The sequence below is a fragment of the Nonomuraea sp. NPDC059007 genome, assembly GCF_042740555.1.
Lineage (GTDB): Bacteria > Actinomycetota > Actinomycetes > Streptosporangiales > Streptosporangiaceae > Nonomuraea.
The window spans coordinates 8,091-24,752 of sequence record NZ_JBHYJD010000028.1; the positions used below are offsets into that span (position 1 = coordinate 8,091).

Genomic DNA, 16,662 nt, shown 5'->3' on the forward strand with positions numbered 1-16,662 from the left:
CCTTTGGAGTGGTAAGCGTGCTGAAGGACCTCATAGGGCCGCCGCCGCTGCCCGTGACGGGCGTCAGATGGCAGGTCACCCCGGTGGATCCACAAGCGGGTGACGCCGAGATCGTCCACACGTGGATGAACGAGCCGCACGTGGCCACCGCCTGGGACCAGGCCTGGCCGCTCGAGCGCTGGAGCGCGGAACTCGCCAGGCAGCTCGGCGGCGATCACTCCCGCCCCTGCCTGGCCCATCTCAGCGGCGACCCGGTCGCCTACCTGGAGATCTACCGGGTCGCGCGCGACCGCCTCGCCCCGCTCTACCCCCACCGCCCCGGCGACCTCGGCGTGCACATCGCCATCGGCGCTCCGGGCAACATCGGCAGGGGCCTCGGCCGCGACCTGCTGCGTACCGTCGCCGACGGCCTGCTGGCCGCCGACGACTCCTGCACCCGCGTGGTCGCCGAGCCGAACATCCTCAACACGGCCTCCATCCGCGCCTTCACCGCCGCCGGGTTCCACCGCGCCGGCGAGGTCACGATGCCGCACAAGATCGCCGCTCTCATGGTCCGCCCGCGCGACGAGGGGGATCTCCCCACATGGTGAACTCGGTCCACGACCTGGTGGGGATCGGTTTCGGCCCCTCCAACCTGGCCCTGGCCATCGCCCTGAACGAGCCGGAGGGCGCGGGCCTCGACGCGATCTTCCTCGAGAAGCAGGAGTCCTTCGGCTGGCACCGCGGCATGCTCATCGACGGCGCCACCATGCAGGTGTCGTTCCTGAAAGACCTGGTCACGATGCGCAACCCGGCCAGCCCTCACAGCTTCGTCGGATATCTGCACGACAAGGGCCGGCTGGCCGAGTTCATCAACCAGAAGACCATGTACCCGACCCGGCTCGAGTTCCACGACTACCTGGAGTGGGTGGCCGGCCGCTTCGAGCACGTCGCCCGCTACGGGACCGAGGTCATCACCGTCGACCCGGTCGTCCGCGACGGCGTGGCGCACTGCCTCGACATCGTCAGCCGGGCCGACGGCGAGCTGGTCACCCACCGCGCGCGCAGCGTCGCCATCGCCGCCGGGCTGCGGCCGGTCCTGCCCGAGGGCGTCATCGCCGGTGACCGGGTCTGGCACAGCCAGGAACTGCTGAGCCGGCTGGAGGGGTTCGCCGAGCCGTACCCGCGCAGGTTCGTGGTCGTGGGGGCCGGGCAGAGCGCGGCCGAGGTCGTCGAGCACCTGCACAGCCGCTTCCCCTCCGCCGAGATCTGCGCGGTCTTCTCCCGGTACGGCTACAGCCCCGCCGACGACAGCCCCTTCGCCAACGCGATCTTCGACCCGGCCGCCGTCGACCACTTCTTCGAGGCGCCCGGCGACGTCAAGCGCATGCTGCTGGACTACCACGGCAACACGAACTACTCCGTCGTCGACCTCGACCTGCTGCAGGAGCTCTACCGGCGCATCTACCAGGAGAAGGTCGCCGGCCGCCCGCGGCTGCGGATCCTGAACATGTGCCGGGCCGCCGGCCTGGAGACCCACCGCTCCGGGGTGTCGGTCGGCGTGCGGTCGCTGGTCACGGGCGAGGCCGAGACGCTGCGCGCCGACGCCGTCGTGTACGCCACCGGCTACCGGCCGACCGACCCGCTTGACCTGCTCGGCGCGGCGGGCGAGTACTGCCTGCGCGAGGAGGACGGCGGGCTCAGGGTGGGCCGCGACCACCGCGTGGAGACCGCGCCCGAGCTGCGCTGCGGCATCTACCTGCAGGGCGCGACCGAGCACACGCACGGCATCACCTCCACGCTGCTGTCGACCACGGCCGTGCGGGCGGGGGAGATCCTGCGGTCGCTGCGCGCCCACGCCCGGTCCGAGGTGGAGGAGCCGGCCCGGTGACCGACTCGCTGCTGGAACTCATCGAGAGCCGGATCGCGGCCGCTCCCGGTACGGAGGCCGTGCGCCACGGGCCCGCCTCGCTCACCTACGCCGAGCTGGACCGGGCGGCGAGCGCGCTGGCGGCCCGGCTGGCGGCGCGCGGAGCGGGGCCGGAGCGGATCGTCGCGGTGTCGCTGCCGCGCTCGCTCGAACTCGTGGTGGCGCTGGTGGCCGTGCTGAAGACGGGCGCCGCGTACCTGCCGGTGGATCCGGAGTATCCGGCGCACCGGGTGGAGTTCATGCTCGCCGACGCCCGCCCCGTCGTGACGCTGCGCCCCTCTGACGTGGACCTTTCCGCCGGTACGGCGGCGCCCGGCGTGCGGACGGACCCGCGCAACCCCGCCTACGTGATCTACACCTCCGGCTCGACCGGGCGGCCCAAGGGCGCGGTGATCACGCACGAGGCGATCGTCAACCGGCTGCTCTGGATGCAGGACGAGTACGGGCTGAAGCCGGACGACCGCGTCCTGCAGAAGACGCCCTCCAGCTTCGACGTGTCGGTGTGGGAGTTCTTCTGGCCGCTGATCGCCGGGGCCACGCTGGTCCTGGCCGATCCCGGCGGGCATCGCGATCCGGCGTACCTGGCGGCGCTCATCCGGCGCGAGCGGATCACCACGGTGCACTTCGTGCCGTCCATGCTGCGGGCGTTCCTGGCCGAGCCGGGGGCGCGGGAGTGCGTCTCGCTGCGGCGGGTCGTCTGCAGCGGCGAGGAACTGCCCGCCGACCTGGCGGCCGAGTTCCACCGGGTGCTCGGCGAGCGGCTGCACAACCTGTACGGGCCCACGGAGGCGGCGGTGGACGTCACCTCGTGGGCCTGCCGGCCTGGTGCGGCGGGCCCGGTGCCGATCGGGCGGCCTGTTTGGAACACCGCGATCCGCATCCTCGACCCGGATCTGCGCCCGGCCGCGGAAGGCTCGGAAGGGGAGCTGTACATCGCCGGTGCGCAACTGGCGCGCGGCTATCTGGGGCGTCCTGGGCTGACCGCCGAACGGTTCGTGCCCGACCCGTTCGGGCCCGGCCGCATGTACCGGACCGGTGATCTGGCGCGGCTGCGGGACGACGGCGCGATCGAGTACCTGGGGCGGACCGACGATCAGGTGAAGATCCGGGGGCTCCGGGTGGAGCCCGGCGAGATCGCCACGGTGCTGGCCGAGTGCCCGGGTGTCCGCCACGCCGTGGTGGTCCCCCGCACGGCTCCCGGTGGCGTTCAGCTGGTCGCCTATGTCATCCCAGAGGCCGGTTTTTCGGGAAATATCGAGCTTTGGCGGGAGTTTCTGGCGGAGCGGTTGCCCGCTCACCTCGTGCCGTCGGCGTTCGTCGCCATCGCGGAACTGCCCGTGACCGTGAACGGCAAGCTCGACCGCGCCGCCCTGCCCGAGCCCCAACGCGAGACCGGCGGCGAAGCCCCCGCCACCGCGGCCGAGCGCACGCTGGCCCGGTTGTTCGCCGAGGTGCTCGGGCTGCCCGAGGTGGGCGCCGGTGACGACTTCTTCCGGCTGGGCGGGGACAGCATCCTGGCGCTGAGCCTGGTCGGCCGGGCCCGCCTGGAGAACCTGGCGCTGACGGCCGGTCAGGTGCTGGAGCTCGGCACCGTACGCGCGCTGGCCGCCGCGGCCCGCGCGGGCGTCGTCGAGGAACCTCCCGAGCAGGCCCTCGGCACCGTCCCGGCCACCCCGATCATGCGCAGGCTCCTGGAGCGCGGCGGGCCCATCGACGGGTTCAGCCAGTCGGTGGCCCTGCGCCTGCCCGCCGACGTGGACGCCGGCCGTCTCACCGGGGCCCTGCAGGCCGTTCTCGACCACCACGACCTGCTGCGTGCCCGCCTGGTGGACGATCACCTGGAGGTACCGCCCCCCGGAACCGTCCGGGCGAGCACGATCCTGCGCCGCGCCACCGGGAAAGCGGACAACCTGGCCGGGAAAGCGGACGACCTGGCCGGGGAAGGGGACGACCTGGCCGGGGACGCGGAGGCGGCCAGGAAGCGGCTGGCCCCCCGTGAGGGCGTGATGCTCCAGGCCGTGTGGTCGCCGCAGGCACGCGTCCTGCGCCTTGTCGCCCACCACCTGGTGATCGACGGCGTCTCCTGGCGCATCCTGGCCGAAGACCTCGCCCGCGCCTACGACGGCGCGACCCTGCCCAGATCCGGGTCCTTCCGGCGCTGGGCCACAAATCTGCCCGAGCACGGCCGCCCGGACGAACTGCCCCACTGGATCACGACACTCACCGGCACGGCACCGGACGCACCCGGCACGCGCGGGATCGCGGGACGGCTGACGCTCACGCTGGAGGCCGATCTGGGGCGGACGGGTACCGCCGAGCTCCTGCTCACCGGCCTCGCGGCAGCGCTGGCGCGGGCCGGCGACGGCGGCGCCGTACTGCTGGAGCTGGAGGGGCACGGGCGTGAGGACGAGCACGCCGACCTCTCGCGCACCGTCGGCTGGTTCACCAGCATGTTCCCGGTCCGGCTCGACCCGGGCCACCCCGCCTGGGACGACCTCGTGGCGGGCGGGCCCACGGCGGGCCGTACGCTGGCGCGGGTCACCGAGCAGCTGGCCGCCGTGCCGCGCAAGGGCATCGGGTACGGCCTCCTGCGCCACCTGAACCGTTCCCCCGAACTGGACGGCCTGCCGCACCCCAGGATCTGCGTCAACTACCTGGGCCGCTTCACCGAGTCCGCAGCCGGCTGGGCCATGATCACCGAGCCCGGCGCGCTGGCCGACGCCGCCGACGAGGGCCTGCGGCCCGCCCATGAGCTGACGATCGACGCCGCCGTGGTGGAGACGCCCGCGGGCCCGCGCCTGGACGCCACGTTCACCTGGGCGTCCATGGACGAGCGGGCGGTGCGCGAGCTGGCCGCGAGCTGGTTCGCTGCGCTCGGCGGGCTGGCCCGCCCGGAACCCCTGGTCGCCCTCGGCCAGGACGAACTTCACGACTTCGAGGAGATGCTCCGTTGAGCCGTGTCCAGGACGTCTGGCCACTGACCCCTCTGCAGGAAGGCCTGCTCTTCCACGCCCTGGGCGACGAGGCCGACCCGTACGTCGTGCACACCGCCCTTGACCTGCGCGGCCCGCTCGACGCCGCCGCGCTGCGGCAGGCGGCCGAGGAGCTGGTGCGCAGGCACGACAACCTGCGCGCCGCCTTCACCCACCGCAGGAACGGCGAGCCCGTCCAGGTGATCGCCGCCACGGCCGCCGTGCCGTGGCGCGAGGAGGACCTGACCGGACGGCCGGAGTCCGAGGCGGAGCTGGTCAGCGCCCGCGAGCGGGCCGCGCGCTTCGACCTGACCGCGCCGCCGCTGCTGCGCTTCGTCCTGCTGCGGCTGGCGCCGGAACGGCACCGCCTGCTGGTCACCAACCACCACCTGCTGCTCGACGGCTGGTCCCTGACCCTGCTGCTGCGCGAGCTCATCGACCTGTACGGCGGCGCCGAGCCACCGGCGGCCGTGCCGTACCGCGACTATCTGACCTGGCTGGCCGCGCAGGACCGGCAGGCGGCGATCACGGCCTGGCGCGAGCACCTGAACGGCCTGCCCGGCCCCACCCACCTCGCGGGGGGCAGGAGCGGCGGAGCGGTGCGGGAGCTGGTCACCGAGCTGCCCGCGGACCTGACCGCGCGGCTCGGCACGCTGGCCCGCGAGCGCGCGGGCACGCTGAACATGGTCGCGCAGACCGCCTGGGCGCTCGTGCTGGGCACGCTGACCGGCCGCGACGACGTGGTGTTCGGCACCACCGTCTCCGGCCGCCCGCCCGAGCTGCCCGGCGTGGACCGGATGACGGGACTGTTCATCAACACGGTCCCGGTCCGGGTACGGCTGCGGCCGGACGCCCCGGCCGGCGAGCAGCTGTCCGGGCTCAGGGCCGGGCAGGCGGCGCTGAACGGGCTGTTCCACGTGAGCCTCGCCGAGATCCAGGCGGGCGGGCTGTTCGACACGTTGCTGCTGTTCGAGAACCACCCGACCGGCGGGCTCGGCGGCGCGCGGGGCCTGGTGGTCGCCGCCGCCGCCGAGCGCGACGCCACGCACTACCCGCTCACGGTCTGCGTGCGCCCCGGCGAACGGCTGCGCGTCGAGCTGTCCTACCGCGAGGACGCCTTCGAGCCCGCGGCGATCGAGCGGATCATGGGCTACTTCGTCCAGGCCCTGACCCGGATGGCCGAGGACCCCGACCGGCCCGTGGGCGAACTCGACCTGCTCCCCGCCGCCGAACGCGCCACGATCCTCACCACCTGGTCCGGCACCCGCCCGGCCGCGCCGCCGGCGACGCTCGCCGAGGTGTTCCGCGCTCAGGTCGGCGCCACCCCCGGCGCGGTCGCGGTCGTCGGCCCGGACGGCGCCGCCCTCACCTTCGCCGAACTGGACGCCGCCGCCAACCGGCTGGCCGGAACGCTGGCCGCCCGCGGCATCGGCGCCGAGGACGTGGTCGCCCTGCAGTTGCCGCGTGGCATCGGGATGGTCGCGGCCGTGCTGGGCGTCTGGCGGGCGGGCGCCGCGTACCTGCCGCTCGACCCGCGCTATCCCGCCGACCGCCTCGCCCACATGCTGTCCGACGCCCGCCCCGCGCTGGTGATCACCGACCCGCCGGACCTCACCGCCGGCCCCGGCCAGGATCCGGTGGTGCCGGTCCGGCCGTGCCTGCCCGCGCATCCGGCCTATGTCATCTACACCTCCGGCTCCACCGGGACGCCCAAGGGCGTGAGCGTGCCGAACGCCGCCGTCGCCAACCTGCTGGAGTCGCACCGCGGCGACGCCATCGCCCGCGCCGAGGCGGCGGTGGGCGGGCGGCGGCTGCGGGTGGGACACGCGGCGTCGTTCTCGTTCGACGCCTCCCTCGACCCGCTGCTGTGGATGCTGGCCGGTCACGAACTGCACGTCCTGGACGAGGAGACCTGCCAGGACCCCGAGCTGCTCGCCGCCTACACCGCGCGCGCCCGCCTCGACTACGTCGACGTCACCCCCTCCTACCTGCCGCCGCTGCTGGCCGCCGGGCTGTTCGGCGAGGGACGCCACCGGCCCGCCGTCGTGGCCGTCGGCGGCGAGGCCGTCGCCGAGCCGCTGTGGCGCCGCCTGCGCGCGACCCCCGGCCTCGTCGCCCGCGACCTCTACGGCCCGACCGAGTGCGCGGTCGACGCCTACCAGCGGCGCGAGGACGGCAGCGCCGCGCCCGTCGCCGGTCACCGCGTGTACGTGCTCGACGCCCGGCTGCGGCCGGTGCCCGCCGGGGTGACGGGCGAGCTGTACGTGGCGGGCGCCGGGCTGGCCCGCGGCTACCTCGGCCGGGCCGGGCTCACCGCGGAACGCTTCGTGCCCTGCCCGTTCGGGCCGCGCGGAGAGCGCATGTACCGCACGGGCGACCTGGCCCGCTGGCGGGAGGACGGCGTGCTGGAGTTCGCCGGACGGGCCGACGACCAGGTGAAGATCCGCGGGTTCCGGGTGGAGCCGGGCGAGGTGGAGTCCGTCCTGGCCGGGCACCCCGGGCTGGCCCACGCCGTGGTGACGGTCCGGCGGGACCGGCCGGGCGAGCGCCGCCTCGTGGCCTACGCGGTGCCCGCCCGCGACGGCGTGGACGAGCGGGAGCTGCGCGGCCATCTGGAGGCGCGGCTGCCCGCGTACATGGTGCCCGCCGCCTTCGTGCTCCTGGACGGGCTGCCCCTGCTGCCCAACGGCAAGGTGGACCGGCAGGCGCTCCCGGCGCCCGGCGGGTCCGCGACGGCGGCGGGGCGCGAGCCCAGGGACGCCGTCGAGCGGCGGCTGTGCGAGCTGTTCGCCGACGTGCTCGGCCTCGATCGGGCCGGGGTCGATGACGACTTCTTCGCGCTGGGCGGGCACTCGCTGCTGGCCGCCCGCCTGGTCAGCAGGATTCGGGCCGAGCTGGGCGCCACGGTGCGGGTGCGCGCGGTGTTCGACGCGCCGACCGTGGCCGGGCTCGCGGGCCGGCTGGGGCCGTCGGGCGAGCGTCCCGCGCTGGTCGCGCTGGATCGTCCGGAACGGCTGCCGCTGTCGCACGCCCAGCGCCGCCTGTGGTTCCAGCAGCAGCTGGAAGGCCCGTCGGCCACCTACGCCATGCCGGCGACCCTGATGCTGGACGACCCGATCGAGCCCGGCCCCATGCGCGCGGCGCTCGGGGACGTGGTGGCCAGGCACGAGGCGCTGCGCACGGTGATCGGGCAGGCGGACGGCGAGCCGTACCAGGTGATCCTGGACTGCGCCGAGGCACTGCGGCGGCTGGCCGTGCGGGACGGGGAGGGCGATCCCGCGGCGCCCTTCGACCTGGCGGCGGACCTGCCGATCCGGGCCTGGGCGGACGGGCGGCGGCTGCTGCTGGTGCTGCACCACATCGCCGGGGACGAGTGGTCGATGCGCCCGCTGCTGGACGATCTGTCGCTCGCGTACGCGGCGCGGCTGGCGGGAAACGCGCCTGAGTTCGTGCCGCTGCCGGTGCAGTACGCCGACTACGCGTTGTGGCAGCGGCGCTGGCTGGGCGCGGCCGACGACCCGGCCAGCCCGCTCGCGCGGCAGCTCGCCTACTGGCGGCACGCGCTCGACGGCGCGCCGGCGGCGATCGAGCTGCCGGTGGACCGGCCCTGGCCCGCGGAGATGTCGTGGCGGGGAGGAAGCGTGGACTTCCGCCTCGACGCCGACGGCCTGGACGCGCTGGCGCGGCGGGCCGGTGTGACCACGTTCATGGTGGTGCACGCGGCGGTGGCGGCGTTGCTGACCCGGCTGGGGTCGGGCACCGATATTGCGCTGGGTACGCCGGTGGCGGGCCGGCCGGACGAAGCCCTAGCCGATTTGGTCGGATTTTTCGTGAACACGGTGGTTTTGCGGGCCGACACCGGCGGCGACCCGACCTTCCTGGAACTCCTGGAACGGGTGCGGGAGAGCGACCTGGCCGCCTTCGACCATGCCGACGTGCCGTTCGACCTGGTCGTCGAGGCCGTCAGACCGGAACGCGCCCAGGGACGGCACCCGCTCTTCCAGGTCATGATCGCCTACCAGCACGCCGCCGAGACCACCGCCCGGGACATCGGGCTGGACGTCGCCAAGTTCGACCTCACCTTCGCCTTCACCGAGACCGGCGACGGACTGGCCGGGCAGGTCGAGTACCGCGCCGACGTGTTCGGCGCCGCCACCGCCCACGGACTGGCCGAGCGGCTGGCGAACGTGCTGGAGCAGGTCGTGGCCGCGCCCGATCGGCCGATCGGCGAGCTCGCGGTCACGGCCATGGACTCCGCCGCGCTCCCCGCGGCCGTCCCCGGCGGCGGCGAGGCGCCGGACACCCCTGAGGCGCGGACCCTCGCCCGCCTGTTCGCCGAGGTGCTCGACGTGCCCCACGTGGGCGCGCACGACGACTTCTTCCGGCTCGGCGGCCACTCCCTGCTCGCGGTCAAGCTGGTGAGCCGGATCAGGGCGGCGCTCGGCGCCGAGGTCGCGCTACGGGAGGTCTTCCGGCATCCGACCGCCGCCGGGCTGGCCGGGCGGCTCGTCGCCGCCCGCGACCCGGGGCCGGTGCCCGCGGTCAGGCCGGAACGGGTGCCGCTGTCGCACGCGCAGCGCCGGTTGTGGTTCCTGCACCGGCTGGAAGGGCCGTCCGACACCTACAACATCCCGATCTCGCTACGCCTGCGCGGGCCGCTCCGGGCCGGGGCGCTCCGGGAGGCGCTGGGCGACGTGGTGGCCAGGCACGAGGCGCTGCGCACGCTGGTCGGCGAGGAGGACGGCCTGCCGTACCAGGTGATACTCGACGCGGCGCCGTTCGCGGTGCTCGACGGGGCGGGCGATCCCGGCCATGCCTTCGACCTGGCCGCAGAGCTGCCGATCCGGGCGTGGCTGCGCGCGGACGGGCCGGACGAGCACGTGCTGCTGCTGGTGCTGCACCACATCGCCGGGGACGAGTGGTCGATGGGGCCGCTGCTGGACGATCTGTCGCTGGCCTACGCGGCGCGGCTGGAGGGGAACGAGCCGGAGTTCGCGCCGCTGACGGTGCAGTACGCCGACTACGCGCTCTGGCAGGCGGACCGCCCCGTCGACCTGGACTTCTGGACCCAGGCGCTGGCCGGGCTGCCCGACCGCGTCGAACTGCCCACCGACCGGCCGCGGGCCGGCGACCGGCGGGGCGGCACGGTGGAGTTCGCGGTGCCCGCCGGGGTACGCGACGGGCTGGCCGCCCTGGCGCGGCGGGCCGGCGCCACCGCCTTCATGGTGGTGCACGCGGCGGTGGCTTCCCTGCTGGCGCGGCTCGGTGCCGGGACGGACATCCCGCTCGGTACCCCGGTGGCGGGCCGGTCGGACGAGGCCTTGGCGGACTTGGTCGGATTTTTCGTGAACACGGTGGTGTTGCGGGCCGACCTCGACGGCGACCCGACCTTCCTGGAGTTGCTGGAGCGGGTGCGGGAGAGCGATCTGGCCGCCTTCGACCATGCCGACACCCCCTTCGACCAGGTCGTCGAGGCTGTCAACGCCTCGGGCAGGGACCTGTTCGAGGTCATGGTCGCCCACCAGAGCGGCGAGTCCGCGCGGCTGCGCCTGCCCGGGATCACGGTCACCGAGGAGCCGGTCGGGCACGCGAGCGCCAAGTTCCCGCTCACCTTCGCCTTCACCGAGACGGACGGTGGCCTGGCCGGGCTGATCGAGTACCGCACCGGGCTGTTCCGCGAGGACACCGTGCGCCGCCTGGCCGGATACCTCACCAGGCTGCTCGCCCAGGTCGCCGCCGACCCCGCCACCCGGCTCGGCGACCTGGAGCTCATGTCCGACGACGAACTGCGCGAGGTGCTGGCCACGGGGGACGGCGAGGCCGCCGACGGCCCGCCCGCCACCGTGCCCGAACTGTTCCGCGCCCAGGCCGCCGCCACCCCGGACGCCGTCGCCGTCGTCTGCGCGGACGACTCGCTCACCTACGCCGAGCTCGACGCGCTCACCGACCGGCTCGCCGGCACGCTGGCCGCCCGGGGCGCCGGTCCCGAACGGGTGGTCGCGCTCGCGCTGCCCCGCGGGATCGGCCAGGTCGCCGGGGTGCTGGCCATCGCCAAGGCGGGAGCCGCGTACCTGCCGATCGACACGGCCTATCCGGCCGAGCGGATCGCCATGATGCTCCAGGACGCCGCGCCCGTGCTGGTGCTGGCCACCCCGGACAGCCTGCCGGAAGGGCCGGTGCCGGTCGTGCATCCCGGCGAGGACGGGTCCGGCACGCCCGTGCCGCCGCTGCCGCACAACCCCGCGTACGTGATCTTCACCTCGGGCTCCACCGGGCGGCCCAAGGGCGTCGTCCTGGAGCACGCGGGTGTGCGGCAGCTCGTCGCCACCGCCGTCGAACGCTTCGGCGTCGGGCCGGGCAGCCGGGTGCTGCAGTTCGCCTCGATCAGCTTCGACGTGGCGTTCTGGGAGATGACCATGTCGTTGTGCACCGGCGCCACGCTGGTCATCGTGCCCGCCGAACGGCGCGTGGCCGGGCCCGAGCTGACCGGCTACGTCAACGAGCACCGCGTCACCCACCTGGCCCTGCCGCCCGCGCTGCTGTCGGCACTGCCCCCGGACTGCCTGCTGCCCGAGGGCTCGACGCTGCTGGTCGGCACCGAGACCGTGACCCCCGAACTCGTCCGCCGCTGGACGGACCGGCACCGCCTCTTCGACGCCTACGGCCCCACCGAGGCCATGGTCAACTCCACGCTCTGGGAGGCCGCGGGAGACCTGGAGAACCTGACCAGCGTCCCCATCGGCCGCCCCGACGTGGGCAAACGCGTCTACATCCTGGACGAGCGGCTGCGCCCGGCGCCTCCCGGCGTCACCGGCGAGCTGTACGTGGGCGGAGCCGGTCTCGCCCGCGGCTACCTCGACCGGCCGGGGCTGACGTCCGAGCGGTTCGTGCCCGACCCGTTCGGCAAGCCGGGCGAGCGCATGTACCGCACCGGCGACCTGGCCCGCTGGCGGCACGACGGGGCCGTGGAGTTCGGCGGACGGGCCGACGGCCAGATCAAGATCCGCGGGTTCCGCATCGAGCCGGGCGAGGTGGAGTCGGTCCTGCTGTCGTGCCCCGGCGTGCGCGAGGCCGTCGTCACCGCGCACGAGTACGCCCCCGGCGACACCCGCCTGGTCGCCTATGTCACCGGCGCCCGGGACGACCCGGCGGAGCTGCGGGCCCACGTGGCCGCCCGGCTGCCCGCCCACATGGTCCCCGCCGCCTACGTCACGCTGCCCGCGCTCCCGCTCATGGTCAACGGCAAGGTGGACCGCAAGGCCCTGCCGGCTCCGTCCGGCGGCGCCGCCGTGGCCGCGCGCGCTCCGCGCACGGCCGCCGAGCGGGCGCTGTGCGAGATCTTCGCCGACCTGCTCGGGCCGGCCCGCGTGGGCATCGACGACGACTTCTTCCACCTGGGCGGCCACTCCCTGCTCGCGGTACGGCTGGCCGCCAGGATCCGCGCCCGCTTCGGCACCGAGCTGCCGCTGGGGACGCTGTTCGGCGCCTCCACGCCCGCCGCGCTGGCCGCCACGCTCCAGCACCTCGGCACCGCGGGCGCCCGCCCCGCGCTCGTCCCCGCCACCCGGCCGTCGCCGGTGCCGTTGTCGTCGGCGCAGCGGCGGCTGTGGTTCCTGCAGCGGATGGAAGGGGCCTCCGCGGCCTACAACATTCCGATCCGGGTACGGCTGGGCGACGCCCCGGCCGCGCTGGAGGCGCTGCGGGACCTGGTGGCCAGGCACGAGGTGCTGCGGACGGTGATCGGGGAGCGGGACGGCGAGCCGTACCAGGTGGTGCTGGGGGTGCGGGAGGCGCTGCGGCGGTTCGCCGTGGGGGAGGTGGACCCCGGCGCGCCCTTCGATCTGGCCGCTGAGCTGCCGATCCGGGCCTGCTTGCCTGCCGATGGTGAGGTGCTGCTTGTACTGCACCACATCGCCGCCGACGAGTGGTCGATGGGGCCGCTGCTGCGCGATCTCTCATTTGCTTATGAGGCGCGGCTCGCCGGGCGTGCGCCGGAGTTCGCGCCGCTGCCCGTGCAGTACGCCGACTACGCGCTCTGGGAACGGCGGGCGCTCGGGGCGCCCGGCGATCCGGACGGGATGCTGGGACGTGGTCTCGCGTTCTGGCGGCGGGCGCTGGACGGGATGCCCGAGGAGATCGCACTGCCGCACTCGGCCGGTGACGGTGGGTCGGTGGGCTTCCGGCTCGGCGCGGACGGGCTGCGGGGGCTGGCGCGGCGGGCCGGAGTGACCACGTTCATGGTGGTGCACGCGGCGGTGGCTTCCCTGCTGGCGCGGCTCGGTGCCGGGACGGACATTCCGCTGGGCACGCCGGTGGCGGGCCGGTCGGACGAGGCCCTGGCGGACTTGGTCGGATTTTTCGTGAACACGGTGGTGTTGCGGGCCGACCTCGACGGCGACCCTTCGTTCCTGGAGCTGCTGGAGCGGGTGCGGGAGAGCGACCTGGCCGCCTTCGACCATGCCGACGTGCCGTTCGACCTGGTCGTCGAGGCCGTCAATCCGGAACGCGCGCCGGGACGGCACCCGCTCTTCCAGATCATGATCGCCTATCAGCACGCCCTGGAGACCGCGCTCGCCGTGGAGGAGCCGGACACCGGGCAGGAGGCCAAGTTCGACCTCGCCTTCGCCTTCACCGAGACGGCCGAGGAGATCGACGTGCTGGTCGAGTACCGGGAAGGACTGCCCGGCGAGGCCCTGGCCGCGGCGCTGGCCGCGCTGCTGGAACAGGTGGCCGCGGAGCCCGGCCTGCGCCTGGCCGAACTGGACCTCCCCCCGGGCGACCCGGGCCTCCCCCCGGGCGAGTCTGGCCTGTCGTCACACGGCTCCGCCTCCCGGGCGCGCTCCGTGGCCACCCGCCGTGCGGCCACGGCGCTGCGCCGGGAGCCGCGGGGGCCGGTCGAGACCCGGATGGCGGAGATCTTCGCCGACGTGCTCGCCGTGCCCTCGGTGGGCGCGCTGGACGACTTCTTCCACCTGGGCGGCCACTCCCTGCTGGCCGTACGCCTGGCCGGGCGCGTCGCCACCGAGTTCGGCGCCGCCACCACGGTCAGGACGGTCTTCGAGGCTCCCACGGTCGCGGCCCTGGCCCGGCACGCGTCCGGCGCCGTTCAGGACCACGGCAGGCCGCCGGTGGTCCGGGCGGAGCGGCCGGACGTCGTCCCGCTGTCGGCGGCGCAGCGGCGGCTGTGGTTCCTTCAGGAACTGGAAGGCGCCACGGCCACCTACAACGTGCCGTTCGCGGTCCGGGTACGCGGGCCGCTGGACCACGACGTCCTTCAAGCGGCGCTCGGCGACGTGGTGGCCAGGCACGAGGCGCTCCGGACGCTGATCGGGGAGCGGGACGGCGAGCCGTACCAGCTGATCCTGGACTCCGGCGAGGCACGGCGGCGGCTGGTCGTGCGCGACGGGGAAGGCGAGCCCGAGCGGCCCTTCGACCTGACGGCCGAGCTGCCGATCCGGGTGTGGGCGCGGGCGGTGGGCGGCGACGAGCACGAACTGCTGCTGGTGCTGCACCACATCGCCAGCGACGAGTGGTCCGTCGGCCCGCTGTGGGCGGATCTGTCCGCCGCCTACGCGGCGCGGCTGCGGGGACGGGCGCCGGACACCGAGCCGCTCGTGGCGCAGTACGCCGACTACACGCTGTGGCAGCGCGACCTGCTCGGCGACGAGGACGCCCCCACCGAGCTCGCCACGCGGCAGCTCGCCTTCTGGCGGGCCGCGCTCGACGGGGCCCCGGACCGCCTGCCGCTGCCCCACGACCTGCCGCGCCCGCCCGTCGCCTCGCCGGAAGGGGACTCCGTCGCCTTCGCGGTCGACGCGGACGGCCTGCTCGGGCTGGCGCGGGGGAGCGGGGTGACGCCGTTCATGGTGGTGCACGCGGCGGTGGCGGCGTTGCTGACCCGGCTGGGGTCGGGGACGGACATCCCGCTGGGCACGCCGGTGGCGGGCCGCCCGGACGAGGCATTGGCGGATTTGGTCGGATTTTTCGTGAACACGGTGGTGTTGCGGGCCGACACCGGCGGCGATCCGACCTTCCTGGAACTCCTGGAACGGGTCCGCGAGACCGACCTCGCCGCGCTGGAGCACGCCGACCTGCCCTTCGACCGGGTCGTCCGCGAGACCGCTCCGGCCAGGACACTCGCCTGGCACCCGCTCTTCCAGGTCATGATCGCCCACCATGCGGCCCAGCCGCCGCTCGAACCGCTGCCCGGCCTCGACGTCGAGCCCACCGGCGCGGGGACGGGCACGGCCAAGTTCGACCTGGCCGTCGCCGTGGGGGAGGACGGCTCCGGGGTGATCGAGTACCGGACCGACCTGTTCACCCGGCAGCGCGCCGAGGCGCTCGCCGACGCCCTGGCCACCCTCCTGACCAGCGCCGCCGCCGACCCGTCCGCCCGCCTATCGGCCCTCCTGCCCGGCCCACCCGCCTTCCTCCGCCCCGACGCACTTGGGTCCGCCTTGGCCTGTCCGGACGCACTTGGGTCCGCCTTCGCGCGTCCCGACGCACTCGTGCCCGGCGATCATGATGCGGCCGTGGCGGAACGGCTGGCCGGGCTGTTCGCCGAGGCGCTGGGCGGAGCCGTCCCGGACCACGAGGGGAACTTCTTCGAGCTCGGCGGCCACTCGCTGCTGGCCGCCAAGCTCGTCAACCGGATCGGCGCGGAACTCGGCACCCCGGTCACGATCCGGGACCTGTTCGAGGCCCCCACCCCCGCCGGTCTGGCCGCCAGGCTCGCCGCCCCCGGAGCCCGGGAAGGCGGGGCGCTCGACGCGCTGCTGCCGATCCGGACCGGCGGGGACGGGCCGCCGCTGTTCTGCGTGCATCCGCTGTTCGGGCTGGCCTGGTGCTTCATGGGGCTGGCCGGGCTCATGGACGGCCCCGTCTACGGGGTGCAGGCACGCGGGCCGGCGGGGCCGTACCCGCTGCCCGGGACGCTTGAGGCCATGGCGGCCGACTACGTCGAGCGGATCCGCGAGGTCCAGCCCAGCGGTCCCTACCGCCTGATGGGCTGGTCGTTCGGCGGGGTGGTCGCCCACGCGATGGCCGCCGAGCTGGTACGGCGCGGCGAACACGTCGACCTCCTCGCCATGCTCGACTCCTACCCGCTGGGCCCTGGCGAAGAGCCGGAGACCGGCGACAATGAGCAGGACGCGCTGCGCTTCCTGCTGCGCGTCGCCGGACTGCCCGAGCCCGTCCGGCGCGTCGACCGGCGCGAGGTCGTCGCCACGCTCAGGAGGCGCGGCGGGCTGCTGGCGGAGCTGGACGAGGCCACGGTCGGCGCCATGATCGACGTCGCGGTGAACGCCGAGAACCTCATCAGGCCGGGCGCGCACCCGGTGTTCGAGGGTGACCTGCTGTTCGTCACCGCGACCGCCGACAAGGCCGGTACCACGCTGGACGCCGCCCGCTGGCGCCCCTTCGTCACCGGCGCCATCGACGAGCACGAGATCGACTGCGAGCACTACGAACTGGCCGACCCGGAGCCCCTGGCCCGGATCGCCGCGATCATGAAGGAGAGACTGCGATGACCAACCCGTTCGAGGACGCCGACGGCGTGTACGTGGTCCTCGTCAACGACGAGAACCAGCACGCCCTGTGGCCGCAGCGCCTGCCCGCCCCCGCCGGGTGGACCCAGGCGTACGGCCCGGCGGGCCGCGACGCCTGCCTGGAGTACGTGGAGGAGTCCTGGAAGGACATGCGCCCGGCCAGCCTCATCCGCGCCATGGATTGACGTACCCGTCTGCCATCCTGTCCCGGTCGTTGAACGGAGAAAGGATGGCT

Annotated in this window: 5 protein-coding genes; all 5 read left to right on the top strand. The window is 74.5% G+C overall.

Features of this window, described 5'->3' with window-relative positions; all coding sequences use genetic code 11:
• Positions 1-17: 17 nt before the first annotated feature.
• Genes ACFWY5_RS36160 through ACFWY5_RS36180 form a run of 5 tightly spaced genes read left to right on the top strand, consistent with a single transcriptional unit; the run spans position 18 to position 16,612 of the window.
• On the top strand, positions 18-590 hold the full coding sequence (locus ACFWY5_RS36160) for a GNAT family N-acetyltransferase (protein WP_379637354.1): 573 nt from the start codon (positions 18-20) through the stop codon (positions 588-590).
• The gene (locus ACFWY5_RS36165) at positions 584-1,870 is read left to right on the top strand and encodes a lysine N(6)-hydroxylase/L-ornithine N(5)-oxygenase family protein (RefSeq protein WP_379637356.1); all 1,287 of its coding nucleotides are present in this window, start codon (positions 584-586) and stop codon (positions 1,868-1,870) included. Before ACFWY5_RS36160 ends, ACFWY5_RS36165 begins: the two co-directional genes overlap by 7 nt.
• A complete protein-coding gene (locus tag ACFWY5_RS36170) occupies positions 1,867-4,863 on the top strand; it encodes an amino acid adenylation domain-containing protein (protein ID WP_379637358.1) in 2,997 nt (998 codons plus the stop codon). The genes ACFWY5_RS36165 and ACFWY5_RS36170 overlap by 4 nt, the downstream gene beginning before the upstream one ends.
• Complete coding sequence (locus ACFWY5_RS36175) at positions 4,860-16,409, top strand: amino acid adenylation domain-containing protein (protein WP_379637360.1); 11,550 nt, start codon at positions 4,860-4,862, stop codon at positions 16,407-16,409. Before ACFWY5_RS36170 ends, ACFWY5_RS36175 begins: the two co-directional genes overlap by 4 nt.
• A complete protein-coding gene (locus tag ACFWY5_RS36180) occupies positions 16,406-16,612 on the top strand; it encodes an MbtH family protein (RefSeq protein ID WP_379617420.1) in 207 nt (68 codons plus the stop codon). Before ACFWY5_RS36175 ends, ACFWY5_RS36180 begins: the two co-directional genes overlap by 4 nt.
• Positions 16,613-16,662 lie beyond the last annotated feature (50 nt).